The organism is Rhizobium sp. R693 (genome assembly GCF_002211315.1).
Taxonomy (GTDB): Bacteria; Pseudomonadota; Alphaproteobacteria; order Rhizobiales; family Rhizobiaceae; genus Rhizobium.
Window position 1 is genome coordinate 247,286 of record NZ_LOKY01000012.1, and the last position, 25,097, is coordinate 272,382.

Below are 25,097 nucleotides of genomic sequence, written 5' to 3' on the forward strand. Positions count from 1 at the left end.
TCCCATCACTGGCTTCGAACCTTAACCATCGGTACAGAAGACAACGGCCTTCCGGTCATTGGCCTCAGATGTTCAGGTCGACCCAGATGGCCGCATGATCCGATGCCGCGTGTTTCGGCTCGGTCAGTTCCGGATAGGTCTCCCAGCGTTTTGGTCGACTTCCAGGCCAGGCGCCTTTGCGGAAAACGCCGCCGCGCTCAACCTTCTCGAAAAGCTTCGGCGACAGGAAAAGATAGTCGATCTTGTTTCCGGCGTTGCCAAGCCCGAAAGTACCTGGAAAGCCGCCATCGTCGAACGCCGGATGCGTAAAGGCATCCCGGAGCGTACTGTCCCTCAGCGGCGTCAGAGGGGCGCTGTCCGGCGTGTCGTTCAAGTCGCCGATCAGCGCGATGTGATCCAATCCTTCGGCAATACGCTTCTCATAGATCTCTCGCGCCCGTTGCGCTTGCGTATGCCGGCGAGCATCGGAGGACTGGGCGCTGCCGAAACCCTTGCTCTTGAAGTGGTTGACCATGACAAGCAGTGTCGTTCCCTCGGGCGTTGTCACGTAATATTCGGGGCAATCGCGCGAGAAGATCGGATTGCCTGCCGCGTCCCTATCGTCGACGTGGCTGCGCATTATGTCGAGCGCAAAGCCCTTTCGCGTCATCAGCCCGACATCGATACCGCGCTCGTCATTGCCGTCGATCACCATGACCTGCGTGAACGGGTTGCCACCAACGGCCGGCACTACCTGCGTGTTGAAGGCCGTAAGGACCGGCCGGCTCTCGACTTCGACGATGCCGAGAATGTCGGCCTTGAGATCGCTCATGACACGCGCGGTGTTTTGCATGGCGATCTCGTTGATCGGCTCGTCACGCAATTCCAACGATCCCACCCAATCAATGCGGCCATTGGCGGTGATGACCACACCGCCGGCCGTTGGCCGCTTCAAAAGACTGCCCCGATTACGGCGAAGGATGACAAAGGGGCCAGTATCGCTCCTCTCCATGCCAAGTTCGACAATGAGCCTCGCCATGCGCGCCTTGTCGGCGTCGCTGTAGGTCACCTGACCCAGCAGCTTCTCCAACTCGGCAAAGCGGTCGAGAACAGCCCGGCCGTCCGCCCAGGTATCCAGATTCATGGCCTTTGCGCGGTCGAACAGGTTTTCGACGTTGAACGATGCAAGCCTCATGTCTTTCCCTCCCGTTCAAGAGCAGAATGACACGCATATGTTGCATTTCAATGATGTCGGCGCTGGAATGGACCGCAACGACTACCTAAAATAGGCTTCCTTGCTTCGGCGGGACTTGTTCATCTTCCGGCTTGGCGGCTCGCTTCTTGGACGTGGAGGGCGCAGCCCCGCCTTCGGTCGTCACCGCGCCCACATGGCCATCCGCAAACTCGATGGAAATGCCCATGCCCGGCGACAACATCGCCGCCTGTGACACCGGCTTGTTTTCGTCGTCGCGAATGACCGCGTAACCGCGCTTCAGCACATTCTTGTAGGACAGCGACTGCAGCACGCGATCCTGAGCCGTGACGTCGCCGCGTGCGCGCGTCAGCTGGTGCCTTACCGCCGTATCGGCGTGGCGCGACAGATTGGCGAGGTGGTCGCGCAGGCGAGCGGTCTGCGTTTTCAGGCGTGCCGGGAGTGCCGCAAAAGTAGCGTCGGCGCGGCCAACCCGTGCTCTCGATCGATCGATAAGGCGCTCGATCGTCCGCTCGGCGCGGGTCATCCGTTCATTCAGAAATTGGCGACGCTCGGTGATGCGGTTCGACAGGACATCCGGACGCAAGTGCGCGGCGGTGCGCTCGAAGCTACGGCGCTTGTTGATCGTGTTGAGTTCAAGGCCGCGACCAAGACCGGCGGCCGCCTCGTCGAAGCGGCGACGCGGCAGTGCCAAGAGTTGATCCAGAGAGGGCAGCGCGCGGACCAAAGCCCGTACGGACTGACGATGATGATCCATGCGGCGGCTCATGCAGCCCTGCAGACGCGCGGCAAGCGCCGCCGTCTGGGCCTCCAGTTCGGCCTTCACGGGAACCGCCATCTCGGCCGCACCGGTCGGCGTCGGTGCACGGACATCGGCAGCGTAGTCGATCAGGGTCCAGTCGGTTTCGTGACCGACTGCCGAAATCAACGGAATCTGGCTCTCCGCCGCGGCGCGCACAACGATTTCGTCGTTGAAGCTCCAGAGATCCTCGAGGCTGCCGCCACCACGCGCGACGATCAGGACGTCCGGACGCGGCATGTCCCCCCGCACATCGAAGCTGTTGAAGCCACGGATCGCATTCGCGACTTCCTCGCCGGAGCCGTCACCCTGCACTTTTACCGGCCAGACAATGACGTGAACCGGGAAACGATCGGAGATGCGGTGGAGAATATCGCGAATGACGGCGCCGGTCGGCGAGGTCACGACACCGATCACCCTCGGCATGAACGGCAGCCGCCGCTTGCGGGACGGGTCGAACAGGCCTTCGGCGCCAAGCCTGCGCTTGCGCTCTTCGATCAGCGCCATCAGCGCGCCAGCGCCAGCCGGCTCGAGCGTTTCGATGACGATCTGATACTTCGATGAGCCTGGGAACGTGGTCACCTTGCCGGTGGCAATCACCTCCATCCCTTCCTCGGGACGGAATTTCAGCCTGGAGAAATTGCCCTTCCAGACGACGGCATCAATACGCGCGCGATCATCCTTCAAGGAAAAATAGGCATGGCCGGACGAGTGGGGGCCTCTGTATCCGGAAATTTCGCCACGCACGCGCACCTGGTCGAAGGCAGTCTCGACGGTGCGCTTGATCGAGCCGGAAAGTTCCGAGACCGAGTACTCGGTAAGATTGCTCGGCGAATCATTCTCGAAGACATTGCTCATCGTTCTGTTCTAGCCGATGAGGCGACAAAGAGCAGCCTCCAAAAGGGGACGATTTTTCTTGGCATTCCGGTAAAGAGAAGGGTGGCGCAGCCATTTTCTCATACATAGTAGAGACTTAGGCGTATTAACGACTTAGTCCTGGCGATCAGGAAAGTCGACGATCGACTACCTCTCGGTTCTACCCGGTAATCCCTGCCAAGCGATGATCGGACAAATGACAAGAGGAGTGACCATCTCTGACCGCTTCGCCTCCCATGCGCCCTCGCTCACCGGTCCTGCGAGCGCCGGCTTCGCCCTCCCCCCAATGACCATGTCGACCTCGTCGAAATCACGAGGGCACTCTAAGTCGGCATTGGAGGACACCTGGTTCGTCAAAAGGGCAGCCGGACAGACCCTCATCAAGCATTCTCGGGCTGATTTAGGGCGTCCGCCATGGCAGCAGATTGCGACTGTGTCGATTACAAATACTGGGGAAAGCGGTAACAAGCGGCTCGAAAAATTGTTCGAAAAGACAGACCGAGCTATACTGCGCGAACGAGGAGATGGTGATGATCGCTCTGACGGCCACCACACTGGGTTTCGTTACTGCACCAATGCGCTCGATATTTTCGATGGTGTTGGTCGGTTTCCTTGTGTGCGCGGTCTATGCCTGCGCAGCCTGGGTCTCGACCACATCCATTCTTGATCTCACAGCGGCTATTGGCTGCTACGACAGCGGCCTTTTGATCTGCCTTCTCGGTCTCTACACTCTCGACCGCGTCCGCGATCGTCGGCGCTTCGTCTAAATCTACGAGCCAGCAGGCACATAACGGAAGAACCGAATTGGCGCGCCATCAGGCGTCGGCATGGGCTTCAGATAAGCCGGGACGAGGCCTTTCTCCAGTTGCGCGTAGAGGCCATCCGGCTTCATCTTGGCAAGCTCCTTTGTCTGCGGATTGTCGGCGCAAAAGGCGAGAACGGTGACGCCCGCGCCTTTCAGGAACGCCTCCGCTTCCCGTGGCTCCGCCAAGCCGATATGCAGTTCCGTCAGCATGCCTCCCTGGTTTCGATGGTAAGGCGCGGCCAGTATCCGATTGTCCGTAAAGCGGAGAATCGAGACACCGACGTCGGACGGCGCAACCACAAGGCCCGCGGGCACTTCAGTCAACGGCGCCAGAGACGACTTCGATGTGCAGGACGGTTTTGTGGATGCTGGCTGGAGGATGCTTTCGCCATTCTCCACCTGCATGCCGATAAGTCCTCCGACGAGCCCCCAAACCGCCGCCACGCTCATGAGAACCGTGGAAAGATAGCAGAAGGCGGCGGCAACATTTTCGCTATCGCCGGCCGACATCCGGCGCAGGTCGATGATCAGCAATGTCAGCGGCAGGATTGCAAGAAGATTGGAAAACATCGTGCCGCGCACCTGAACGGCGGCGATTGCCAAACTCACGCCGAGGAGAAAAAGCAAGACCAGATGGACCCGCACCCGATCCCCGTGAGCGAGGCGGAAGACACAGACGGCAAGTGCGAAGACACCGGTCGAATAGAAGAAGCCTAGCGTAAAGGGCTCCTGCCTATTGAGTGCAAGGATCGACTGTGCCTCTTGCACGCCGTCCAGCCAGAGCTTGACAAGAAGCGGGTCAAGATCAGCGAGCGGATTGCGGAGGCATTGGGGAGCGATCGTGATGGCGGAGGCAAGCACAACCGCGCCGATCGCGCCCAGGGCGGTGATTCGCAACAACCGGTTTGCATTGCTCGCAAAAGTAGCAGCAAAGAGCAGCAGCCCGCCGCCGATCGCAGCGAGACTGTAATAACCGAGCGACAGGTTATCGCAGGTGACCGCCGAATAGAGACGCGGCGGAACGGTGCCGAAGAAAAGCAGGCTGATCGACAGAGCCAATGCGAGCCCGAAAGCCTTGGCTGCACGCGCAAACGGCTCGCCTTCCCAGGCCCACGAAACCGAGACAACAACGCATACCGATGCTACGAAAGGCGTCGTTTCAGCCCCAATCGCGATTGCAGTCGCGGCCGCCAAACCGGCTATGGCATAGTTCAGCGGCCGATAGTTTTCCTCAAGCAACATCGCAGTCATGATGGCGACCAACGCGAACTGCGCGTTGTGGTGGTCGATTGCGCCCGGCAGAAATCGGTTGCTCGGAACCAAGAGAAATGCGGTCAGGCCCAGCGCGATGTGCATTCCGCACGTGCCGCCGATGCGGCGGCCAGCAAGTCCCATGGCCCACAGGCTGGGGATGGTCAGCGAAAGCGGCCAGACGGCGAGTGCAAGCGCTTCCGCGCGCTGCGGCGACGCAAGCATGCCGAAGAACCTGATCAGCATCGCGATTGGGAGATCGATGAGCCGGGACCAGTGCATCAAAGTGCCCGCGCCGAGCCCCATGCGATACTGCATCAAGTCGAACCATCCCTGCCCGTTCAGGAAATCGCGCACCTCGACCAGCCGCATTCCGTCATCGTTATCCGCGCCGACATAGTCCGTTGCGCCGGGCAGTTTCAATGCGAGGATCGCAGCAATAAGAAGGACGCTGTAGAGCAGCACCGATGGCCATAGCCCGGTCATCATGGTGCGCAGTTTGGCAGCCGACCATACCGATGCGGGAGCATCAACCACCTGGGCAACATTCGTCATGAAGCAGATCTCACTGTTTGAGCGCCGAGATCCTACCCCTCTCCTCTCAAGAAACCGTAAAAGCCCTGCTGACAGCCGGTTTTCGTGGATTTCATAGCTACTTGTTAACGGCCGCCATCTATTCTCGTCCGGATTTCTCGCCACGGGTGTGATCATGACTGGATCGCGTATCGACAATCTGAATATTGCCGTGCTCTTGCCCTGCTATAACGAGGCCGCGACGATCGGCTCCGTTGTTCGGGGCTTTAAGTCCGTGCTCCCGGGCGCTCCCATTTATGTCTACGACAACAATTCCACGGATGGCACCGCGCTCCACGCGATGCTTGCCGGCGCCCATGTCGTTCGCGAACGGCGGCAGGGCAAAGGTCACGTTGTCCGGCGCATGTTCGCCGACATCGATGCCGACATCTATATCATGGCGGATGGCGACGGGACGTACTCGCCTGACGATGCCGAGGAACTGATCCGTACGCTGCTGACCGAGCGCGCCGATATGGTCGTGGGCACGCGGCGCGGCGTGCATGCGGATGCCGGCAGACAGGGTCACGCCTTCGGCAACAAGATCTTCAACATGCTGTACCGAACGATCTTCGGCACTGATTTCACTGATATCTTCTCAGGCTACCGCGTGTTCTCGCGGCGCTTCGTCAAGAGTTTCCCCGCCGTCTCGGCAGGCTTCGAGATCGAGACGGAAATGTCCGTGCATGCGTCGCGCCTGAAACTGCCCGTCAGCGAGCTGGAACTGGATTACGGCCGCCGACCCGAGGGCTCCCACTCGAAGCTTTCAACCTTCAAGGATGGCGCCAAGATCCTCTGGATGTTCGCCATGCTGATGAAGGAAACGCGGCCGTTCGCCTTCTTTGGGATCACAAGCGGCTTTTTCATGCTGTCCAGCTTTGCTTTCATGACGCCGGTGCTGATGGAATACTTTGAAACAGGTCTGGTCAACCGGATGCCGACCTGGGTCCTGTCCATGGCACTGATGATGATCTCCTTCATGGTCTTCACCGCTGGTCTCATTCTCGATTCCGTTGCGCGCTCGCGCTCCGAACAGCTACGCATCTTCTATTTGAATGTCGCAGCTGGCAGTGACGGATCGACGGCGTCCGCGCCCAAGACAACCCCGCACAACAGCAAGACGGCCCGCATCGCATGATCGCTCGGTGTAACACGGCACAAATTTAGATGAACAGAGAAACCACGAACCGCATTCGCTTCGTTCTCGAAGATGTTCTGCCGCCATTCTTGCGGGACTCCGGCGTCTTTCGCTGGGCCGCGAAACGTGTGTGGGGTGATCATATCAGCCACCTCGCGAAATTTCGCGAGCGGGCGCCATTTCTGTCCGCGGAGGAGTATGCCGAGCTCTACCGCAATCACCCGCGTGTACACGAAGGGACCGACAACTCGGCGGCGTGCATCAACCGGATTGTCGGATCGATCGAAGGTGAAAGCGTATGCGACGTCGGCTGCGGCACTGGAGCCTTGCTAAGCCGCATCCTGAAGTCACATCCGAACCTTGCCCGGCTCGTTGGTGTGGATTTCGTGATCGACGATGCGTCGTCACTCGCTGGGATCGAATACGTTGCCGCGAAGGTGGAGACATTGCCCTTCGCCAACGGCGAATTCGACACCGTGATCTGCACGCACGTCATCGAACATATTCTCGACTATCGGCAAGCGATCGCTGAGCTGCGGCGCATCGCCAAGCGACGGCTGATTATCGTCGTGCCGCGCGAGCGCGAGTATCGCTACACATTCAACCCGCATTTCAACTTCTTCCCGTATACACACTCGTTTCTGAGGGCCGTTCATCCAGTTCCCCCGACGTTTGTCTGCGAAGATATCGGGCGTGACATTTTCTACGCGGAAGATCGGCAATCTGCGAAATGAAAGACAGGCTCATGCTCTCCAACCTTTCGATCGGCAACTGGGTCGGCCTTATCGGTACGCCGCTGCTCATCGCCTCCGGCCAGGTTCTCTTCAAAATGACCAGCGCGACGGCTGGCGAACTTAGCCTGCGCAATCTGATCGCGCTGTTTCTGAACCCGGTGCTGATCGCAGCACTTCTGCTTTACGGTCTTGGAACGATTATCTGGATCTACGTCCTGAAAGCCGTGCCGTTGACGATGGCCTATTCGTTCATGGGGCTGACCTTCTGCTTCGTGCCGCTTTTGGCGCAGGCCTTTCTCGGCGAAGCCCTGACGCTGCGCTACGCCATCGGAGCGGCCTGCATCATTGCGGGCATGCTAGCGATCAATGGCTGAGAGTTCTGGCAGAGCATTGTTCTTGCGCTTCATTGCCTTGTCGATCCTCGGGGTGGCAGTAGATGCGCTGCTCTACGCTTTGCTGGATGCTGCACTGAGCCCGTTCTTCGCCCGTGCGCTTAGCCTGCTTTCAGGCCTCATCGCAATGGGGATCCTGTTGCCTCGGATCGATATGACGGCCGGCGGCAGATTGGCGGTCGGTGACGTCGGCATAATCGCCATCCTGACGGTAGCCGCCCTTCTGAACTACGGGCTCTTCGCCGCACTGCTTGCGTTTTCGCCATCGCTGCAGCCGTTGGCAGCAATGGCATTTGCCACGGTCATGTCCCTGAGCTTTGGCTGCTTCGGCTACCTCAGGCTTTTGCGCAGCAGCGACTGACGTCAGACCGTTTCCCAACCGTCCTTTTCGCTGGCGCGATAGATCGCGTCGATGAATTTCTGGCTGAGCTTCGAGCTTTCCAGCGTCACGACCTCTTCATTTTCACCCTTGGCGGCGCGCGCAAAAGCCTCGGCCTCGCGCTTGTACTGGCGGCTGTCCGGGAAGCGGAAGATCGTCGATTCATTGTGGTTGCGATTGGTGAGCTCGATCTCCTCGGCGCCCCAGCGGTCGGCATTGAACGGTGACTTGACCTCGATGAAGCCATCGGTGCCGTGGAAGACCATGACCTGGCGGTTCGCCATCTGGGTGGCGACGTAGAAGGTCAGTTCGAAATCGCCAAAATCGGCCTTGACGCTCGAGTAGATGTCAGTGCCAAATTCCGGGTCGCGGCGCGTGACGGCCTGGACGCGCAGCGGCTCCTTGCCGGTCGAGAAGCGTGTGCTGATCGTCGGATAGACGCCGATATCCGGAAGCGCGCCACCGCCAAGCTCCGGAATGTTGCGCATGTTGCCGGGGTCGCGGTTGAAATAGGTGAAGGCGCCCTGGACATGCAGGAGCGTGCCGATCGCGCCGTCCGATATCAGCGAGCGAACCTTGCGCCAGACCGGCGCATAGGTGACCATATAGGCCTCGGTGATGAGAACCTTGTTGCGATCGCGGGCAGCAATCAGGCTGTCGATCTCATCGGCCTCGAGCGCGATCGGCTTTTCGCACAGCACGTGCTTGCCGGCATTGGCGGCTTTGATCGTCCACTCGACGTGCTGCGAGGTCGGCAGCGGGATATAGACGGCATCGATCTTGTCGGAGGCCAGCATCTCCTCGTAGGAACCGAAGGCGTGCGGAACGGAAAAGCGGTCCGCCATCTCCCGGGCTCTTGCCAGATCGCGGCTGGCAATCGCCGTCACGACGCAGTTTTCCGCGTCCTGGATGGCGGGGACGACGAGTTCGCGGCCGATCTTCGCGGTCGAAAGAATACCAAAACGCAGCATAGCCTGGGTCCTCCTGGTTCGATTTTTGCGCAGCTTAGTAAGGCGACGACGGCGGCGCAATGGCGTGATCACAATTCAAGGAGCAGGTTCCCATCGGGTGTCGGCCGCGCTAGGTTAACTCCCGGCGGCGTTCTGCCGCGTCAGCGATTTCAATCAATTCAGCACTTTAGGAGAGCGCCATGGACATGCGCCGTCTTGGAAAAACTGGCCTTTCGATCGCCCCGATCGTCTTCGGCGGCAACGTCTTCGGCTGGACCGCTGACGAGAAGACCTCTTTTGACATTCTCGATGCCTTCTTTGACGCAGGTTTCAATACGATCGACACGGCCGACGTCTATTCGGCCTGGGCGCCGGGCAACAAGGGCGGCGATTCCGAAGAGATCATCGGCAAGTGGCTGAAGCGCGACAAGGTCTCCCGCGACAAGGCTGTTGTTATCACCAAGGTCGGCTCCGACATGGGCCAGGGCAAGACGCTGAAGGAGACTTATATCCTGAAGGCGGTCGAGGATTCGCTGCGCCGGCTGCAGACCGACTATATTGACCTCTACCTCTCGCATTGGCCGGACGGGAACACGCCCTACGAGGAAACGCTTGGCGCTTTTGCCAAGCTGAAGCAGCAGGGCAAGATTCGCGCGATCGGCTGCTCCAATCTCGACGCCACGCAACTCCAGGCCTCCTTCGATGCCGCCGAAAAGGCCGGCGTGCCGCGCTACGATGTGATCCAGCCGGAATACAATCTCTATGAGCGTGCGAGCTTCGAGGGACCGCTGGCCGATCTCTGCCTCAAGGAAGATATCGGCGTCATCACCTATTTCAGCCTTGCTGCCGGCTTTCTCTCCGGAAAGTACCGCACGAAGGCCGATACGCAGGGTCGCGCCCGCGAGGGACGGGTGGCGCAATATCTCGACGACAAGGGGTTCCGCATCCTGACCGCACTCGACAAGGTTGCTGCGGAAACCGGCGCCAAGCCGGCAGAGATCGCGCTGGCCTGGCTGCTCAGAAAGAAGGGCGTGACGGCGCCGATCGCCAGTGCTACCAGCCTGTCCCAGCTTGAGAGCCTGACCAACTCCGCGACGCTTTCGCTGTCCGACGACGCGATGGCGCTGCTCGACAAGGCCGGCGCCTGACGGGGGAGAGGCAATGACCCTAAAAATCCGCGATGCGAAACCAGAGGACGAAGCGCGCTGGCGCGAGCTTTGGGCCGACTATCTCGCCTTCTACGAAGTCACGGTCGAGGCTGACATCACGGATGCTACATGGCGCCGGGTCTTCGATCCGGCGTCGGCGATCTTCATGCGCGTCGCCGCGGTCGACGACAGGGTGATGGGCTTCACACTCAGCCTGACACACGAAGGCACGTGGATCCGCGGCAAGGACTGCTATCTGGAAGACCTCTTCGTCGATCCGGCTGCACGCGGAAAGGGTGTGGGGCGAGCCTTGATGGACGACCTCGTTTCGCTCTGCACGAAGAACGGCTGGTCGCGGCTTTACTGGCACACCAGTGAGCAGAACAAGACGGCGCGTGCGCTCTACGACAGCTATGTCAAAAGCGACGGGCATCTTCGCTACCGCATCAATTTCTAGGCGGCGGGAAGCCCTCATAGAAGCTGGCGTGACTGCCCTCCCAATTCGCCATACCTGATTTCGTCAATATGCCGCGCGGCCTCACATAGCTCTGGATGACACGCCGCGGCCGCTCGTGCCACTGGATGTTGAAGGCCCAGAGCTTCGGGAAGAAGCAGAGCGACGCATAGGGCAGATGGTCGTGGATCCACCAGGCAAGTCTCTGCCAGTCCTCTTCGTTGCTATAGTTGTCGATCATCCACGGGACGACGACGCAGGCCGTTGCCCCCATGCAGCCATCAAAATCGCGAAGGTCCCAGATGTGGTCGGCGGCCGTCGCGGCGTTTGACGAGCAGTTGAGGTTGTTGCGGTTGCCGAACTGGTTGACCTCAGGGGAGCGATAGCCGGAGCGGATGTGCAGCCGACCGAAGGTCGACTGCAGCGGCTCCAGCAGTTCCTCGCAGAGCCGCTTTCCTGCTTCAATCGCCAGATCGGGATTCTCGGGGATGTTCGGAATGCGATAGAAATCGGCAATTTCGGAATGCAGGAAATCGCGGAGGAAGAAATTCTTCGAAAGCCGCGCGCGTCCGAGGTCCTCCAAACCCTTCATCGATCCAGGTTTCTTCATGCAACGCCTCCTGCTTCCATGCGATCCTCCCTGATCGGCGCGCTGCAGACCACCCGTTTTTTGACAAGCCTATGGGCTATATCGGAAGAAGTCGATGAAGGCTCGCAGGGCCGGCCGCATCTGGCGCCGGCTCGGATAGTAGATGAACGGTCCCGGATAGGGCGCGCACCAGTCCTCCAGCACACGAACGAGCTTGCCGCTCGCCAGTTCATCCTCGACACGCAGATCGAACAGATAGGCGAGCCCCGCGCCATTCAGCGCAGCAATCAATCCCAGTCTGTCCTCGCTGACAATCAACGGCCCATCGACCGCGACGACGAGTTCCTGGCCGTCCTTTTCGAATTCCCAGCGATAGATCGTGCCGTTGGTGAAGCGCCGCTTGATGCAGCGGTGGTGGACGAGATCGGAGGGGTGCAGAGGTTTGGGGTAGCGTTCGAAATACTCCGGGGAACCGGCAATCACCGTCGTCAGGTTCGGCGAGGCCCGCACGGCGATCATATCCGCCTCTAGGCTTTCCTCCAGACGGATGCCGGCGTCGAATCCCTCACGCACGATATCGGTGAAACCATCCTCATTGGCGATTTCGAGGGTGATATCAGGATAGCGGTTCAGGAATTCGCCGAGCCGCGGCGCAAGCAGGATGTCCGAGGCAAAGCGCGGCGCGCTGATGCGCAGATTGCCGGCCGGTCTTCCGGCGGCTTCGGTGACCGCCTCCAGGGCGATCCCGATTTCGTCCAGAGCCGGCTTCAGGCGCAGCAGCAGAAGACGCCCCTCTTCCGTCGGCGCGACACTGCGGGTCGTGCGCGCCAGAAGCCGGACGCCAAGGCTCTCCTCCAGGCTGGAGATCGCATGGCTGACAGCCGATGGCGCAATCTCCAACTCCTTGGCGGCCGCGCGAAAACTTCGTCGTTCGGAAACGACGGCAAGAACGGCGAGTTGGGCGAGCTGTGTCCTATTCATTGATCTAACTAATAGAACAGCCTGTTATGTATTGCACGTATTTTTTGATGACTGGCGGGGCACTAAGTTTTCTCGGTACCCGGCATGGACCGCGGTTTGAACTTCGCTCGACAGAGGAGCCTCCGCATGAAAACCCGCAAACTCGGAAACAACCTTGAAGTCTCTGCCGTCGGCCTCGGCTGCATGGGCATGAGTTTCGCCTATGGTGCCAGCGACGAAAACGAGTCGCTCAAGACGCTGCACCGCGCCGTCGAACTCGGCGTCACCTTCTTCGACACGGCCGAGGTATACGGCCCCTATACCAATGAAGAGCTTCTCGGCCGGGCGTTGAAGCCGGTGCGCGACCGCGTCGTCATCGCCACCAAGTTCGGCTTCAAGCTCGACCTCCAAAAGTCAGGACCAGCAGCAATTGTGGGCGTCGACAGCCGTCCGGAAAACGTCAGGCGCGTCGCCGAAGCCTCGCTGAAGCGCCTCGGCATAGAGACGATCGACCTTTTCTACCAGCATCGCGTCGACCCCAATGTGCCGATCGAGGAGACCGTCGGCGCCATGGCGGAGCTGGTGCGCGAAGGCAAGGTGCGCGCGCTCGGTCTTTCCGAGGCCGGCAGCGCCACAATCCGCCGCGCCCATGCGGTCCACCCGATCGCGGCGCTGCAGAGCGAATATTCGCTCTGGTCTCGCGACCCTGAAAATGGTGTTCTCGATACCTGCCGTGAGCTGGGAATCGGCTTCGTGCCCTATAGCCCGCTCGGGCGCGGCTTCCTGACCGGCACCATCCAGAAACCGCAGGACCTTGGCGCGGACGATTTCAGGCGCCAGCTGCCGCGCTTCCAGTCCGATAATTTCGATGCCAATGCCGCGCTCGTGGCCAAGCTCGAAACGCTCGCGACGGAAAAGGGCGTGACCGCAGCGCAACTGGCGCTCGCCTGGGTGCTACATCAGGGCGACGACATCGTGCCGATCCCCGGCGCCCGCAAGATCCATCACCTGGAGCAGAATGCAACGGCGGCCGATATCGTGCTCGATGCGTCCGAACTGGCAGAGATCAACGAAGCGGTCCCACTGGATCAAATCGCTGGCAAGCGCTACTCCGACGCATCGCTGGCGATGACGAACCTTTAGCCGAACGGTTGAAGCTTCAAACGCGTGCAGCATCCTTCGGCGACCTTGCCGCACCCATTCGCTGCACTATGCTATGGAGATGTTCTGGCGAGGTGAGACATGTCGGATCAGCAAGCAATCGAAGCAGTCGTTCATCTCTATGTCGAAGGCATGACCTTCGCCAACGAAGCTGCATTGCGGAAAGCCTTTCATCCGCAATGCGACATCATCGGGCACTACGAGAACACGGTCGAATGGTTGAACCGGGAAGAATTCATCGCCGCGATCGTCGCCGAAGGTTCGGCGCCGCCCACAACACAGCCGCATATGGACATACAGATGCTTGACGTCGTCGGCGATGCGGCGTGTGTGAAGGTCAGCGACGATTTTGCCGGCATGCGCTTCACCGACTATCTCTCGATGCTGAAGATCGAGGGCCGCTGGATGATCGTCAACAAGCTCTATTATCTCCACACATAGAAAAGCCGGCGAGACGATCGCCGGCTTCCAATCTTACGGGATGCTTGCGCTTTAGGCTCTGAGGACGCCGCCTGTGAACTTCGTCACGCTGGCAACGATCTTCTCAGTCAGCGCCTCGAAATCCTCGTCGGTCAGCGTGCGTTCGACCGGCTGGATCTGCACCTCGATCGCGACCGACTTCTTGCCTTCACCGAGCGACGGGCCTTCGAAGATGTCGAAGACGTTGACACCGGTGACGAGCTTGCGGTCGACGCCAGACGCGGCCTTGATGATTGCACCGGCTTCAACCGACTTGTCGACGACGAAGGCGAAGTCGCGCTTGACGGCCTGGAAGGGCGAAAGCTCCAGCGCCGGCTTGGTGCGGGTCGCCTTCTTCTTCGGCTCGGCCATCGCGTCTATATAGACCTCGAAGCCGCAGAGTGCGCCTGACACGTCGAGGGCTTCCAGCGTCGAGGGATGGAACTCGCCGAAATAACCGAGAACGATTTTCGGACCCATCTTGATGGTGCCGGAACGGCCCGGATGATACCAATCCGGTCCACCCTGCTCGATCTGGATATTGCCCATCGGCAGTCCGCAAGCCTCGATCACGGCGAGCGCATCGGCCTTGGCGTCGAAGACGTCGACCGGCTTGCCGCCGCCCTTGGCAGCGTTCAGCCACATGCGGCCTGCGCCGGCAAGTGAGGCGGTGCCGCGGCGGACACCGCCGGCAACCCGGCGCTGGCCCTCGGGCCGATCGTTCTCATAGGTGCCGGAGACTTCGAAGATCGCGACGTCGCCATAACCCTTGTCGGCATTGCGCTGGGCAGCGCTGAGCAGACCGGGCAGCAGCGACGGCCGCATGTCGGACATATCTGATGCGATCGGGTTGGCAAGCTTCAGAGCCGGCGAGCCGCCGCCGAAGAGCTTTGCCTGATCCTCGGAAATGAACGACCAGGTGACGGCTTCCAGCATGCCGCGCGAGGCAAGCGCGCGCTTCGCCGTGCGGGTGCGGATCTGCAGCGTCGTCAGGATCCTGCCGTTGACCGCCGCATGGCTTTCCAGCGGCGCCGGCTTGATGTTGTCGACGCCATGAATGCGCATGACTTCCTCGACGAGGTCGGCCTTGCCGTCGACATCGGGACGCCAGGACGGAACGGCGACGGAAACCCGTTCGCCCGAACCGAACACCTTGAAGCCAAGCCGCGTCAGGATCTCGGTGCTCTCCTCGGTGGAGATGTCGAGACCGGTCAGGCGTTTCACTTCCGAATAGGGGAAATCGACGATGTCAGGTTCATGGCCCCTGTAGCCGACGACATCGGTCTTGGCCGCCGTCCCGCCGCAAAGCTCGAGCACCAGCTCCGTCGTGCGTTCGATGCCGGGAACCATGTATTCCGGATCGACGCCGCGCTCGAAGCGGTAGCGGGCATCGGTGATGATGCCGAGGCTGCGACCGGACTTGGCGATGTTCATCGGATCCCAGAGAGCACTCTCGATCAGGACGTCGGTGGTGTTCTCGTCGCAGCCGGAATGCTCGCCGCCCATGATACCGCCGATCGACTCGATGCCATCGGCGTCCGCGATCACGACATTGTTGGGTCCAAGCTTGTATTCGCGCTGATCGAGCGCAAGCACCGTCTCGCCATCCCTGGCGCGGCGGACGGTCAGATTGCCCGTGACCTTGGCAGCGTCGAAGACGTGCATCGGGCGGCCCTGGTCGAAGGTCATGTAATTGGTGATGTCGACGAGCGCGTTGATCGGGCGCAGGCCGATCGCCAGCAGACGCTGCTGCATCCACTTCGGGCTCGGGCCGTTCTTGACGCCGCGCACGATGCGCAGCGCAAAGCCCGGGCAAAGCTTCTCGTCATCGAGGTCAAGCGTCACCTTGACAGGCGTGTCGCCTTTAACGGCGAAGGACGGTGCCCGATGCGTCTTCAGCGTGCCGAGACCGGAGGCCGCGAGGTCACGGGCAATGCCATAGATCGAGGTGCAATCCGGACGGTTCGGCGTCAGGTTGATCTCGATGACCGGATCGTCGAGGTGCGCGTAGGCGGCGTAGCTCTGGCCGACCGGTGCGTCGTCAGGAAGATCGATGATGCCGTCGTGGCTGTCGGAGATCTGCAGCTCCTTCTCAGAGCACATCATCCCGTGGCTTTCGACGCCGCGGATGTTGCCGACGGCAAGCGTCACGTCGATGCCAGGAACATAGGTGCCAGGCGCCGCGAAGGCGCCGATCAGGCCGGCGCGCGCATTCGGGGCGCCGCAGACGACCTGAACCGGCGCGCCCTTGCCCGTGTCGACCGAGAGAACCTTCAGGCGATCGGCCTGCGGATGCTTTTCGGCCGAGAGGACCTTGGCGATGACGAAGGGCTTGAACGCCGCCTTGTCGTCGACATCTTCGACCTCGAGCCCGATCTCGGTGAGACGCTTGCAGATTTCATCGAGGGTCGCATCCGTTTCCAGATGATCCTTCAGCCAGGAGAGTGTGAATTTCATGATCTTAATCCTCGCTTACGCGCTCAAGCCGCCGAACAGCGTCGGCATGTCGAGCGGGCGGAAGCCGTAATGGGTCATCCAGCGGACATCGGCGTTGAAGAAGTCACGCAGGTCGGGCATGCCGTATTTCAGCATGGCGATGCGGTCGAGGCCCATGCCCCAGGCAAAGCCCTGGTATTCGTCGGGATCGAGACCGCCTGATCGCAACACGTTCGGGTGCACCATGCCGCAGCCCAAAATCTCCATCCAGTCGGTGCCTTCGCCGAACTTGACGATCGGGCCGGAGCGGTCGCACTGGATGTCGACCTCGAAGGAGGGTTCGGTGAACGGGAAGAAGGACGGGCGGAAGCGCATCGTCACGCTGTCGACCTCGAAGAAGGACTTGCAGAACTCTTCCAGCACCCAGCGGATATTGGCGACATTCGCCTTCTTGTCGACGACCAGGCCTTCGACCTGGTGGAACATCGGCGAGTGGGTCGCGTCCGAATCCTGTCGATATGTCTTGCCGGGGATGATGATGCGGATCGGCGGCTTCTGCGCCTCCATGGTGCGCACCTGCACCGGCGAGGTGTGCGTGCGCAGCACCTTGCGCTCACCGTTCTCATCCGGATTGAAGAAGAAGGTGTCATGCATCTCCCGGGCTGGGTGGCCCTCAGGGAAGTTCAGCGCCGTGAAGTTATAGTAGTCGGTCTCGACATCGGGACCTTCGGCGATCGAGAAGCCCATGTCGCCGAAGATCGCGGTGATTTCGTCGATGATCTGGCTGATCGGATGGATGCGGCCGCGCTCGGCAGGCGAAGAGCGCACCGGCAGGGAGACATCGACCGTCTCGGCCTTCAGGCGGGCATCGATCGCCGCTTTCTTCAGTTCCGCCTTGCGCTCCGTGATCGCGTCGGTGACGGCGTTCTTCAGCGCATTGATCGCCGCGCCGCGGGTCTGGCGCTCTTCCGGCGTCATCGCGCCTAGCGTCTTCAGGAGCTCGGAGACCGAGCCCTTCTTGCCGAGCGCGCCGACGCGCACGGCTTCGATCGCCGGCTCGTCGGCAGCGGCTGCCACATCAGACAGAAGTTGCTTTTCCAGAGTTTCGAGTTCGGTCATCTTTTCCTGCCTCACAGGGCGTCAGTCTTGTCGATAATTCACGAAAACATGCATCGGATAGCTGGTGCGCCACGATGAAGCGTCGCAGATCACTACCCATGTGCACGCGGCCAATCAACCGGGCACACCACAAAAAGGCCACGACGTCGAAAGAGGAGCGGCCAAGCCGTCTCAATCGCCATCGTGCCAATGCAAAGAACCCGCGCAAGCCTGGCCAGCGCGGGTTCTAAATCATCGAAGCAAAAGTTCGATTGGCGCCGGCTTAGTTGACGGCTGCTTCAAACTCGTTCTTCGTACCGGCGTCCTTCAGGTACTCGAGGGCCTTCTTGGAGGCAGCAACGAGTGCACCGAATGCTTCCGGCTCATGGATTGCCATGTCGGAGAGAACCTTACGGTCAACTTCGATGCCAGCCTTGTTCAATCCGTCGATGAAGCGGCCGTAGGTCAGGCCGAATTCGCGGACGGCAGCGTTGATACGCTGGATCCAGAGGGCGCGGAAGTTGCGCTTGTTGACCTTGCGGTCGCGGTAAGCGTACTGCTTCGAACGATCGACAGCAGCCTTCGCAGCGCGGATGGTGTTCTTGCGACGGCCGTAAAAGCCCTTGGCGGCCTTCAATACCTTCTTGTGCTTGGCGTGGGCGGTAACGCCTCTTTTTACACGTGCCATTTCATGATCTCCTTAATCTAAAGCGTTCGCGGAATAGTCTTAGAGACCGTTCGGCAGGTAGTTCTTTACGACCTTGCGGCCATCCGGTTCTGCGAGAACCATGGTGCCACGTGCATCGCGGATGAACTTGTTGGTACGCTTGATCATGCCATGGCGCTTGCCAGCAGCTGCAGCCTTGACCTTACCGGTCGCGGTGATCTTGAACCGCTTCTTGGCAGCAGACTTCGTCTTCATCTTGGGCATTTTGCTACTCCGTTTCTGGACCCCCGGCTCTTCATCAAAGAAGCCTTCTCGCGATGCCCGGTTTCCGGCCGTCGCAACAAGGTGCGGGAGCGTTTGTTGTTGATCTGCGGCTCCGGTGACGAACCGTTCCGCAAGCATTCGAAACTGCCACGGCATGCCCTGCCGGTCAGTTCGGACGCGCGCTTATAACCGCAGCGTCATAAAAGTGCAACGGGGCGGCCAATGAATCTTCTGGGCCAAAATACAAAAGCCGCCCTCGCGGACGGCTTTGATACGAGAGTGACAACGCGCCTCACTTCGGCGCGAGCACCATCATCATCTGACGGCCTTCAAGCTTGGGCTCGGCTTCGACCTTTGCATACTCGGTCGTGTCGGCCTTCACCTGCTGCAGCAGCTTCATACCAAGTTCCTGGTGCGCCATTTCGCGGCCGCGGAACTTCAGCGTCACCTTGACCTTGTCACCTTCTTCAAAGAAGCGGCCCATCGCCTTCATCTTCACCTCGTAGTCATGGGTGTCGATGTTGGGGCGCATCTTGATTTCTTTGACTTCGACAATCTTCTGCTTCTTGCGCGCCTCGGCGGCCTTCTTCTGGTTGGCATATTTCAGCTTGCCCAGATCGAGGATCTTGCACACAGGCGGTTCGGCATTTGGGGAGATTTCCACCAGGTCGAGGCCGGCTTCCTCAGCCATTTTCAACGCCTGGTCGGTGGGCACGACGCCCAAGTTCTGTCCGTCAGCATCAATCAGCTGAACTCGGGGGATGCGGATTTCCCGGTTCGAGCGCGGCCCTTCCTTCACGGGCGCGTCGGCTTTAAAGGGTCTGCGAATGGTCGTATTCTCCTCGCGTTGTTTCGGATCGCTGCAGCCTCGGCACTCCCAATAATGGGAGCACAAACGAAGTTTCACCATTGCTGCAACGGAGTCGGTAACACTCTTTAGCGGAAAAAACACCTGCTGTCAGCCTGTCAAGAATCTGTTTTATAGGCCAAAACGACTGGAGTTCCGCGATGTTTGACGCAAATCTCATCCATGAGCATCAATATCTGACCGTTGGTGAGGGCGAGGCCGCCCGCGCGATTGCCTATATCGCGCGCAGCCAATCCGGCCAGACGACCGGCCCAACTCTCGTTTGGTTATCCGGATACCGCTCCGACATGAGCGGCAGCAAGGCGATCGAGCTCGACAAGTTCGCGGCGGAAAACGGCCTCGCCTGCCTGCGCCTCGACTATTCCGGTCATGGCGTATCCGGCGGCAAATTTGAGGACGGGACGATCTCGCGCTGGCTGGAGGAAGTGCTTGCGGTGATCCTCCACACATCACCCGAACGCATCCTCCTCGTCGGCTCGTCGATGGGTGGATGGATTGCCTTGCGGCTCGCTCAGGAACTCGCCAAGCGACAGGACGGACCAAGGCTGGAAGGCATGGTCCTGATTGCGCCGGCTCCCGACTTCACCTCCGATCTGATCGAACCGAACCTCACGAAGAAAGAGAAAGCCTCCCTGGCAGAGCGCGGCTACTTCGAAGAGCGGTCAGCCTACAGCCCGGAGCCGAACATCTATACGCGGGCGCTGATCGAGGATGGGCGCGACAACAGCGTGCTCAGGGGCATCGTCGAGACCGGGTGTCCGGTGCATATCCTGCAAGGGATGAAGGACCCCGACGTTCCCTATCAGCATGCGATGAGGCTCGTGGAGCATCTGCCCGCCGATGACGTCGTGCTGACCTTCGTACGCGATGGCGACCATCGGCTGTCGCGACCCCAGGACATCGAGCGCATGCTGGCCGCGGTCAAAGGGCTGATACGCTAAACGAAAGGGTGCCACCTGTGCCAAATCCTAACGGATTTTAACCATGTTGGTGGGTAGCAGGCCCCTCCCTAGAAGTAACGATTGACTCTCCGAGCCTCCGTCCGTTAACTTTTTGTTAATAATACATGGGCGATGCAAGGGAAGAGCGGGCGTGCGGATCAAGGGTTTCCTCGTGGCCATGATGGCCGTGTTTGCTATGGCTACAGCCGCGACGCCGGCTTCCACCAACAACCTCTCGATGGTTACCGGCGCAGCCACTTCCCAGCCGATCGGCCATTATGACTTCTGCCAGATACACCGCGATGAATGCGGCCCGAACCGCAATACCTCGCCGGCCGAGATGTCGGATGCCAAATGGGGAATGGTGCGGTCGGTCAACACCATGGTCAACAACAGCATCACGCCGATGACCGATAAGGAAATCTACGGCAAGGATGAGGTCTGGGCTTATCCGACGACGGCTGGCGATTGCGAAGACTTCGCCCTTTTGAAGCGTCGCATCCTGATCCAGCGCGGAATTTCGCCGGCCAACCTTCTGCTCACCGTGGTTCGCAAGCCTGACGGCGAAGGCCATGCCGTCCTGACGCTGCGCACCAACAACGGCGACTTCGTGCTCGACAACCTGGCATCCAGCGTCAAGCCGTGGTTCGATACCCCCTACTCCTTCATCAAGCGCCAGTCGAGCGCCAATGCCGGTCGCTGGGTCACCATCGAGAATGGCCGCGACGTCCTCGTCGGTGCTTTGAAGTAGGCGAGATCGAATTGAACAAGAAAGGCCGGCGAGAGATGCCGGCCTTTTTTGTTGGGACTGGGTTGATTTGCTCTGCCTCACGCGGGAGCCGCAAGTCAGCCATTGCCGATCAGGATGCCGGCACCGAGGACGAGGCCGCCGCCGACGACCACCTGTAAAGCAGCACGCAAGAACGGCGTTTCCATAAATCTGTTCTGAATGAACGCGATCGCCCAGAGCTCGACGATCGCGATGATCACCGCCATCGTCGTCGCGGTCCAGAAGTTTGGGATCAGATACGGCAGGGTGTGGCCAAGACCGCCAAGCGCCGTCATCACACCACAGGCGAGACCGCGCTTGATCGGTGAACCGCGGCCTGAAATCTTGCCGTCATCGTGGGCAGCTTCGGTAAAGCCCATCGAGATGCCGGCGCCGACGGAGGCGGACATGCCAACCAGAAACGTCTGCCAGGTATCTTGGGTCGCAAAGGCAGCGGCGAAGATCGGCGCCAGCGTCGACACCGAGCCATCCATCAAGCCGGCAAGCCCCGGCTGCACATAGGTCAGAACCAGCTGCCGGCGCGCGGCAACATCTTCTTCCGTCTTCACACTCTCGGGTGTGTGCTTGTCGCCCAATGTATAGGTGATCTCTTCATGGCCTTGCTCGGCCAGCGCCAAGTCTCCGAGCAACTGCCTTGTGTTGGCATCGGTCACGCGGCTCGCCGCTTCGACGTAGAAGCGATAGGCCTGCTGTTCCATGGCCGCCGCTTCACCCCGGATTCTCTCCAATGACAGATTGCGCCGCAGCCAGTCGGGCTTACGCTCATAAAATCCGCGAACATGCTCCCTGCGAATGAGCGTAATGCGCTCGCCAAACCGCTGGCGATAAATTTCGATCAGGGACTTTCTATGAGTGTCCTCCACCTCCGCCATTTCCTCGAAGACCTTGGCGGAGGCGGGGTAATCGTCACGCAGCATGTCGGCGTAGGCGAGATAAATACGCGCATCGTCCTCTTCGGAACCGATAGCGAGCGCGAGTATTTCCTGCTCGGACAAAGAGTCAAAAGAACGCTTGGATGATCCAAAGAGCCTACGCAGCATAACAACCTCATTTTTAGAATTATTCTAAAATAGGCGCAGCGCTAGCTCTGGTCAAGTTACCCGCCGCGAGCCGAATGAGAAAACGGCGGGCGAGCCCCATAAGTAAAAATGGAGTGCGGCTCGGGCCGACCGCCCTCCCTTAACTGGTATCCAAAATAATGTGCACGTTGCGGTCGATACCTACGCCGAATGGCTAGGCATGCACACCGAAAAACCACAGAAAAGGCCGGTTGAATCTTGCAACTGAAGGGTTGAGATATTGCAAAACGCGGGCATAGTACTAGCCAAAATAATTGCCTTATAAGGGAACAGCAAGGTGCCAGATCCGGTAGATATTATTGTCGGCAGAAACGTTCGGGCGCTCAGATCCAAAAGACGCATATCGCAACTGGAACTGGGAGAGGCGCTCGGGCTGACTTTTCAGCAAATTCAGAAATACGAAAAAGGCACCAACCGCGTCTCGGCGAGTAAATTGCACCAGATTGCAGTCTTTCTGGGCGTGGCTATCTCCGAATTGTTCGAAGGCGCCAATCCCAACGATGGCGCGAAAAAGCAAGGCCTCAGCCCAGAAGCCTATGAGCTGGCCGTATACTACGACCGGCTTCGCTCCACGGCTGGCAAGGAGGCCGTGAAGACAATTCTCTCCATCATGTCCGGTGAAACTTACGCCGAGGCGCTAGGCTAACCTCGCGTCAGTGCGGGTCGCTTTCATGAAGCGCGACGAGAAGATCGTCCTGCGTTTGATGACCCGCGTGATAGAGATCAATCGCGATGCTTGCAATTGAAAGTCCCTGTTGGCTGCGCATCTTGATATTGTGCTCGGCACACCACGCGTAGAGCGCGCCGGCAAGCACGTCGACGTCATCGGACTGCAAAGACAAGGTAGTGGCTGCTGCCGTCATGGAAGTTGCCCTTATTTTGGTTGATCCCCGAGAGGATACTGGCTGCTTTGTTTGTCGTTGCAAAGCGGCATTCACTGCCTGCGTTAACGCAAGTCAGATGCACCCTTCCGCCTGTTTCATAGTGGAACAATTGGCGGACGCCGGCCCTATTCCGAAGCGACCTTGTAGTCCAGCGAGGCCGAACACGCCTCGATCGCATCCAGCATTTTCTCGAACCGTGGGTGATCGCGCACCGAATCCAGGTCCGAATCATGCTTGAACCACAGGATATGATAACAGGACGACTGCGGCAGCAGCTCCTCCAACAAGTCGAGCGCGGCGTCGCATTCGTTCAACAGCGCATAAACACATGCGACGTTGTATTGCGCAACGATATCATCCGGATCGATCGTCTGCGCCCGCTTCACCCACTCCTTTGCTCGCGCCGCCTCGCCCATGTGAGCCAATGCGAGCGCGCCGCGATGAGCCGGTCCCGAGTTTTCCGGATGCCGCTCCAAGGCCTCTTCGGCGCGCTCAATGCACACGCGCGCCCAATGCGCTCGTTCTTTCTCCAACCCAAGCGATCGACATGCACTCATCAAATGGATCGGCGAGAGATAGTCGTCGGGACGTATCTCGGCTGCCCTTATAAAGAAGGTGATCGCGCCCTCGAACTTGCCTTGCATGAAAAGAAAGCGGCCGTAGTGGAAATTCGCTTCATAGAGATCGGGCTCCAGCGCCAGCGCCTTTTCGAACTCGGCAAGCGCCTCCTCGTCTCGCCCATCCTGGTGCAGCGCCAGCCCCCGCGAGGCATGCGCCTCCGCAAGATTTGGATCGAGCGCAAGTGCCTTGGCGCTCAGATTGAGAATTCCCTGTAGGGTGTACTCTCCCGCATGCCAGTCGCGTAGCGCCGACTCGCAGTCGGCCATGCCGGCATAGGCGCGCGCATATTCCGGATCCAGCGCGACTGCCGTTGCAAACATCCGTCGGGCCAAGACCAGGTAAGGCCTTGTCCAGGTGTGAGAAAGCTGCCGGCCGCGCAGATAGTAGGTGTAGGCCTCGACATTGTTTGTCGGTTCCGCTTCGATTGCTCGCCGCTCCTCGGGCAAGAGCTTGATCTTGAGCTGATCGACGATCGCGTGCGTAATCTCGTCCTGGATCGCAAAGATATCGGTCAGGTCACGATCAAAGCGGTCCGCCCAGAGGTGCCCGCCATTCCTAGCGTCAATCAGTTGTCCCGTGATGCGCACGCGCTGCGCCGCCTTGCGGACGCTCCCCTCTAGAACGAAGTCGACACCGAGCTCGGCTGCGACCTGCTTCACCTGCACCGATTTTCCCTTGTAGGTGAAGGCGGTGTTGCGCGCGACGACGTAAAGATTCGAGATCTTCGAGAGGTCGGTGATGATGTCTTCGGTGATGCCGTCGGAAAAATACTCCTGCTCGGCGTCACCACTCATATTGGTGAACGGCAACACGGCGACAAGCTGCTTGTGCTTTTCCCTGGCCGCGGTCAAGGCGGCCTTGTTCACCTTCAGTGGCAGCGCCCGCCGTGGCGAAATCGCGTAGACCCTCACCGGCTCCTTGATGTTCTTGAGTCTGTGCTCGCCCCTGTCCTCGAAGGAAAGGTCGAGCCGGGTTCCGACATGGTCCCTCACGGAAGCGGAGACCGCAATGCCGCCCGGCTCGGCGAGTGTCTCAAGCCGTGCGGCAACATTCACGCCATCTCCGAAGATGTCACCCTCCTCGACGATCACGTCGCCCAGATGAATGCCGATCCGAAATTCGATCCGCTTGTCTTCCAGCACGGACAGATTCCGCTGAGCCGTCTCGCGCTGAATCTCATCGGCGCAAGCGACGGCATTCACGATGCTGGAGAATTCGACCAGCATGCCATCACCGGTGAGCTTGACGATGCGGCCGCGATGCAGGGCAATCTTTGGATTGAGGAACTCGGTGCGGCAATTTTTTACCGCACTCAGCGTCCCGGATTCGTCTGAGCCCATCAATCGGCTGTAGCCGACGATGTCTGCTGCAAGGATGGCTGCGAGACGGCGTTCCAAGTGTCCCCCGGCGCTGCAATGTTGCGAGATCTGCTAATTTAACCTTTTATTATCTTAATGTCCTGCCAATCATTCGGTTGATACAAGATAATAAAGCGATTTTGAATATGGAAGTCACACCGCCGCAACAACCCTGCATAGTCTGGTGAAGACCAAAAAACAAAGGCCCGGTTGCAACAACCGAGCCTTTTC

The 25,097-nt window shown here is 59.7% G+C and carries 26 protein-coding genes; 12 read left to right on the top strand and 14 right to left on the bottom strand.

Annotation, left to right across the window (positions count from 1 at the left end; genetic code table 11):
- Positions 1–64 precede the first annotated feature (64 nt).
- Together ATY79_RS13125 and xseA are read right to left on the bottom strand one after the other, a co-directional pair.
- On the bottom strand, positions 65–1,174 hold the full coding sequence (locus ATY79_RS13125) for an endonuclease/exonuclease/phosphatase family protein (protein WP_088704095.1): 1,110 nt from the start codon (positions 1,172–1,174) through the stop codon (positions 65–67).
- 85 nt (positions 1,175–1,259) lie between these two features.
- Positions 1,260–2,849 (bottom strand): exodeoxyribonuclease VII large subunit, encoded by a 1,590-nt coding sequence (gene xseA / locus ATY79_RS13130; protein WP_088704096.1) that lies wholly within the window; start codon positions 2,847–2,849, stop codon positions 1,260–1,262.
- Positions 2,850–3,397: 548 nt separating this feature from the next.
- Here xseA and ATY79_RS13135 point away from each other — a divergent pair.
- The gene (locus tag ATY79_RS13135; protein ID WP_088691053.1) at positions 3,398–3,634 is read left to right on the top strand and encodes a hypothetical protein; all 237 of its coding nucleotides are present in this window, start codon (positions 3,398–3,400) and stop codon (positions 3,632–3,634) included.
- 2 nt (positions 3,635–3,636) lie between these two features.
- Here the strand turns inward: ATY79_RS13135 and ATY79_RS13140 are convergent, their stop codons facing one another.
- Positions 3,637–5,478 (bottom strand): hypothetical protein, encoded by a 1,842-nt coding sequence (locus ATY79_RS13140; RefSeq protein WP_088704097.1) that lies wholly within the window; start codon positions 5,476–5,478, stop codon positions 3,637–3,639.
- 154 nt (positions 5,479–5,632) lie between these two features.
- Here ATY79_RS13140 and ATY79_RS13145 point away from each other — a divergent pair, with 154 nt between their 5' ends.
- The 4 genes from ATY79_RS13145 to ATY79_RS30870 are packed head-to-tail and all read left to right on the top strand — an operon-like array spanning position 5,633 to position 8,121.
- Positions 5,633–6,634 (top strand): glycosyltransferase, encoded by a 1,002-nt coding sequence (locus tag ATY79_RS13145; protein ID WP_088704198.1) that lies wholly within the window; start codon positions 5,633–5,635, stop codon positions 6,632–6,634.
- A gap of 29 nt (positions 6,635–6,663) precedes the next feature.
- A complete protein-coding gene (locus ATY79_RS13150; protein WP_088691050.1) occupies positions 6,664–7,368 on the top strand; it encodes a class I SAM-dependent methyltransferase in 705 nt (234 codons plus the stop codon).
- On the top strand, positions 7,365–7,742 hold the full coding sequence (locus ATY79_RS13155) for a transporter (RefSeq protein WP_245306743.1): 378 nt from the start codon (positions 7,365–7,367) through the stop codon (positions 7,740–7,742). The genes ATY79_RS13150 and ATY79_RS13155 overlap by 4 nt, the downstream gene beginning before the upstream one ends.
- On the top strand, positions 7,735–8,121 hold the full coding sequence (locus ATY79_RS30870; protein WP_189638017.1) for a GtrA family protein: 387 nt from the start codon (positions 7,735–7,737) through the stop codon (positions 8,119–8,121). Before ATY79_RS13155 ends, ATY79_RS30870 begins: the two co-directional genes overlap by 8 nt.
- 2 nt (positions 8,122–8,123) lie before the next feature.
- Here ATY79_RS30870 and ATY79_RS13165 read toward each other — a convergent pair whose 3' ends face one another.
- Positions 8,124–9,110: a Gfo/Idh/MocA family oxidoreductase gene (locus ATY79_RS13165; RefSeq protein WP_088704099.1), complete on the bottom strand. Its 987-nt coding sequence runs from the start codon at positions 9,108–9,110 to the stop codon at positions 8,124–8,126.
- 179 nt (positions 9,111–9,289) lie between these two features.
- On the opposite strand from ATY79_RS13165, the gene ATY79_RS13170 reads away from it, so the two are divergent.
- Together ATY79_RS13170 and ATY79_RS13175 are read left to right on the top strand one after the other, a co-directional pair.
- Positions 9,290–10,237 carry an aldo/keto reductase gene (locus tag ATY79_RS13170; protein WP_088704100.1) on the top strand — a complete coding sequence of 316 codons (948 nt, stop codon included), beginning with the start codon at positions 9,290–9,292 and terminating at the stop codon, positions 10,235–10,237.
- A gap of 13 nt (positions 10,238–10,250) precedes the next feature.
- Positions 10,251–10,694 carry a GNAT family N-acetyltransferase gene (locus ATY79_RS13175; protein WP_088691046.1) on the top strand — a complete coding sequence of 148 codons (444 nt, stop codon included), beginning with the start codon at positions 10,251–10,253 and terminating at the stop codon, positions 10,692–10,694.
- Here ATY79_RS13175 and ATY79_RS13180 read toward each other — a convergent pair.
- Both ATY79_RS13180 and ATY79_RS13185 read right to left on the bottom strand, forming a co-directional pair.
- On the bottom strand, positions 10,684–11,301 hold the full coding sequence (locus ATY79_RS13180; protein WP_088704101.1) for a hypothetical protein: 618 nt from the start codon (positions 11,299–11,301) through the stop codon (positions 10,684–10,686). The genes ATY79_RS13175 and ATY79_RS13180 overlap by 11 nt on opposite strands.
- 69 nt (positions 11,302–11,370) lie before the next feature.
- Positions 11,371–12,261, bottom strand: coding sequence for a LysR family transcriptional regulator (locus tag ATY79_RS13185; protein WP_088691044.1), 891 nt, complete (start codon positions 12,259–12,261; stop codon positions 11,371–11,373).
- Positions 12,262–12,387: 126 nt separating this feature from the next.
- On the opposite strand from ATY79_RS13185, the gene ATY79_RS13190 reads away from it, so the two are divergent.
- A complete protein-coding gene (locus tag ATY79_RS13190; RefSeq protein WP_088691043.1) occupies positions 12,388–13,383 on the top strand; it encodes an aldo/keto reductase in 996 nt (331 codons plus the stop codon).
- Positions 13,384–13,482: 99 nt separating this feature from the next.
- Positions 13,483–13,842 (top strand): nuclear transport factor 2 family protein, encoded by a 360-nt coding sequence (locus ATY79_RS13195; RefSeq protein WP_088691042.1) that lies wholly within the window; start codon positions 13,483–13,485, stop codon positions 13,840–13,842.
- Between the two features lie 51 nt (positions 13,843–13,893).
- Here ATY79_RS13195 and pheT read toward each other — a convergent pair whose 3' ends face one another.
- The 5 genes from pheT to infC form a co-directional block, all read right to left on the bottom strand.
- Positions 13,894–16,317, bottom strand: coding sequence for a phenylalanine--tRNA ligase subunit beta (gene pheT / locus ATY79_RS13200; RefSeq protein WP_088704102.1), 2,424 nt, complete (start codon positions 16,315–16,317; stop codon positions 13,894–13,896).
- 15 nt (positions 16,318–16,332) lie between these two features.
- The gene (pheS, locus tag ATY79_RS13205) at positions 16,333–17,415 is read right to left on the bottom strand and encodes a phenylalanine--tRNA ligase subunit alpha (protein ID WP_088691040.1); all 1,083 of its coding nucleotides are present in this window, start codon (positions 17,413–17,415) and stop codon (positions 16,333–16,335) included.
- A gap of 262 nt (positions 17,416–17,677) precedes the next feature.
- The gene (gene rplT, locus ATY79_RS13210; protein ID WP_007529269.1) at positions 17,678–18,082 is read right to left on the bottom strand and encodes a 50S ribosomal protein L20; all 405 of its coding nucleotides are present in this window, start codon (positions 18,080–18,082) and stop codon (positions 17,678–17,680) included.
- Between the two features lie 39 nt (positions 18,083–18,121).
- Complete coding sequence (gene rpmI / locus ATY79_RS13215) at positions 18,122–18,325, bottom strand: 50S ribosomal protein L35 (protein ID WP_007529267.1); 204 nt, start codon at positions 18,323–18,325, stop codon at positions 18,122–18,124.
- Positions 18,326–18,617: 292 nt separating this feature from the next.
- Entirely contained in the window at positions 18,618–19,154 is a 537-nt protein-coding gene (gene infC / locus ATY79_RS13220) for a translation initiation factor IF-3 (RefSeq protein WP_088691478.1), read from the bottom strand.
- A 179-nt stretch (positions 19,155–19,333) separates the two neighbouring features.
- Between infC and ATY79_RS13225 the strand changes: the two genes are divergently transcribed.
- Both ATY79_RS13225 and ATY79_RS13230 read left to right on the top strand, forming a co-directional pair.
- Positions 19,334–20,134 carry an alpha/beta hydrolase gene (locus tag ATY79_RS13225; protein WP_088704103.1) on the top strand — a complete coding sequence of 267 codons (801 nt, stop codon included), beginning with the start codon at positions 19,334–19,336 and terminating at the stop codon, positions 20,132–20,134.
- A 151-nt stretch (positions 20,135–20,285) separates the two neighbouring features.
- On the top strand, positions 20,286–20,885 hold the full coding sequence (locus ATY79_RS13230) for a transglutaminase-like cysteine peptidase (RefSeq protein ID WP_088691038.1): 600 nt from the start codon (positions 20,286–20,288) through the stop codon (positions 20,883–20,885).
- A gap of 95 nt (positions 20,886–20,980) precedes the next feature.
- On the opposite strand, the gene mbfA is transcribed toward ATY79_RS13230, so the two are convergent.
- A complete protein-coding gene (gene mbfA / locus ATY79_RS13235) occupies positions 20,981–21,964 on the bottom strand; it encodes an iron exporter MbfA (protein WP_088691037.1) in 984 nt (327 codons plus the stop codon).
- Between the two features lie 316 nt (positions 21,965–22,280).
- Here mbfA and ATY79_RS13240 point away from each other — a divergent pair, with 316 nt between their 5' ends.
- Positions 22,281–22,649: a helix-turn-helix transcriptional regulator gene (locus ATY79_RS13240; protein WP_088704104.1), complete on the top strand. Its 369-nt coding sequence runs from the start codon at positions 22,281–22,283 to the stop codon at positions 22,647–22,649.
- 7 nt (positions 22,650–22,656) lie between these two features.
- Here ATY79_RS13240 and ATY79_RS13245 read toward each other — a convergent pair whose 3' ends face one another.
- Both ATY79_RS13245 and ATY79_RS13250 read right to left on the bottom strand, forming a co-directional pair.
- Positions 22,657–22,866 (bottom strand): hypothetical protein, encoded by a 210-nt coding sequence (locus ATY79_RS13245; RefSeq protein WP_088691035.1) that lies wholly within the window; start codon positions 22,864–22,866, stop codon positions 22,657–22,659.
- Between the two features lie 146 nt (positions 22,867–23,012).
- The gene (locus ATY79_RS13250) at positions 23,013–24,905 is read right to left on the bottom strand and encodes a tetratricopeptide repeat protein (RefSeq protein WP_088691034.1); all 1,893 of its coding nucleotides are present in this window, start codon (positions 24,903–24,905) and stop codon (positions 23,013–23,015) included.
- Positions 24,906–25,097 lie beyond the last annotated feature (192 nt).

Bases quoted from the DNA above. Each gene is read 5' to 3' on its own strand.
- pheS (WP_088691040.1), bottom strand. From the start codon at position 17,415: ATGACCGAACTCGAAACTCTGGAAAAGCAACTTCTGTCTGATGTGGCA.
- ATY79_RS13165 (WP_088704099.1), bottom strand. From the start codon at position 9,110: ATGCTGCGTTTTGGTATTCTTTCGACCGCGAAGATCGGCCGCGAACTC.
- ATY79_RS13145 (WP_088704198.1), top strand. From the start codon at position 5,633: ATGACTGGATCGCGTATCGACAATCTGAATATTGCCGTGCTCTTGCCC.
- ATY79_RS13195 (WP_088691042.1), top strand. From the start codon at position 13,483: ATGTCGGATCAGCAAGCAATCGAAGCAGTCGTTCATCTCTATGTCGAA.
- ATY79_RS13155 (WP_245306743.1), top strand. From the start codon at position 7,365: ATGAAAGACAGGCTCATGCTCTCCAACCTTTCGATCGGCAACTGGGTC.
- ATY79_RS13190 (WP_088691043.1), top strand. From the start codon at position 12,388: ATGAAAACCCGCAAACTCGGAAACAACCTTGAAGTCTCTGCCGTCGGC.
- ATY79_RS13135 (WP_088691053.1), top strand. From the start codon at position 3,398: ATGATCGCTCTGACGGCCACCACACTGGGTTTCGTTACTGCACCAATG.
- ATY79_RS13185 (WP_088691044.1), bottom strand. From the start codon at position 12,261: ATGAATAGGACACAGCTCGCCCAACTCGCCGTTCTTGCCGTCGTTTCC.
- mbfA (WP_088691037.1), bottom strand. From the start codon at position 21,964: ATGCTGCGTAGGCTCTTTGGATCATCCAAGCGTTCTTTTGACTCTTTG.
- ATY79_RS13125 (WP_088704095.1), bottom strand. From the start codon at position 1,174: ATGAGGCTTGCATCGTTCAACGTCGAAAACCTGTTCGACCGCGCAAAG.
- ATY79_RS13225 (WP_088704103.1), top strand. From the start codon at position 19,334: ATGTTTGACGCAAATCTCATCCATGAGCATCAATATCTGACCGTTGGT.
- ATY79_RS13245 (WP_088691035.1), bottom strand. From the start codon at position 22,866: ATGACGGCAGCAGCCACTACCTTGTCTTTGCAGTCCGATGACGTCGAC.
- xseA (WP_088704096.1), bottom strand. From the start codon at position 2,849: ATGAGCAATGTCTTCGAGAATGATTCGCCGAGCAATCTTACCGAGTAC.
- ATY79_RS13180 (WP_088704101.1), bottom strand. From the start codon at position 11,301: ATGAAGAAACCTGGATCGATGAAGGGTTTGGAGGACCTCGGACGCGCG.
- rpmI (WP_007529267.1), bottom strand. From the start codon at position 18,325: ATGCCCAAGATGAAGACGAAGTCTGCTGCCAAGAAGCGGTTCAAGATC.
- ATY79_RS30870 (WP_189638017.1), top strand. From the start codon at position 7,735: ATGGCTGAGAGTTCTGGCAGAGCATTGTTCTTGCGCTTCATTGCCTTG.
- ATY79_RS13150 (WP_088691050.1), top strand. From the start codon at position 6,664: ATGAACAGAGAAACCACGAACCGCATTCGCTTCGTTCTCGAAGATGTT.
- rplT (WP_007529269.1), bottom strand. From the start codon at position 18,082: ATGGCACGTGTAAAAAGAGGCGTTACCGCCCACGCCAAGCACAAGAAG.
- ATY79_RS13170 (WP_088704100.1), top strand. From the start codon at position 9,290: ATGGACATGCGCCGTCTTGGAAAAACTGGCCTTTCGATCGCCCCGATC.
- ATY79_RS13175 (WP_088691046.1), top strand. From the start codon at position 10,251: ATGACCCTAAAAATCCGCGATGCGAAACCAGAGGACGAAGCGCGCTGG.
- ATY79_RS13140 (WP_088704097.1), bottom strand. From the start codon at position 5,478: ATGACGAATGTTGCCCAGGTGGTTGATGCTCCCGCATCGGTATGGTCG.
- pheT (WP_088704102.1), bottom strand. From the start codon at position 16,317: ATGAAATTCACACTCTCCTGGCTGAAGGATCATCTGGAAACGGATGCG.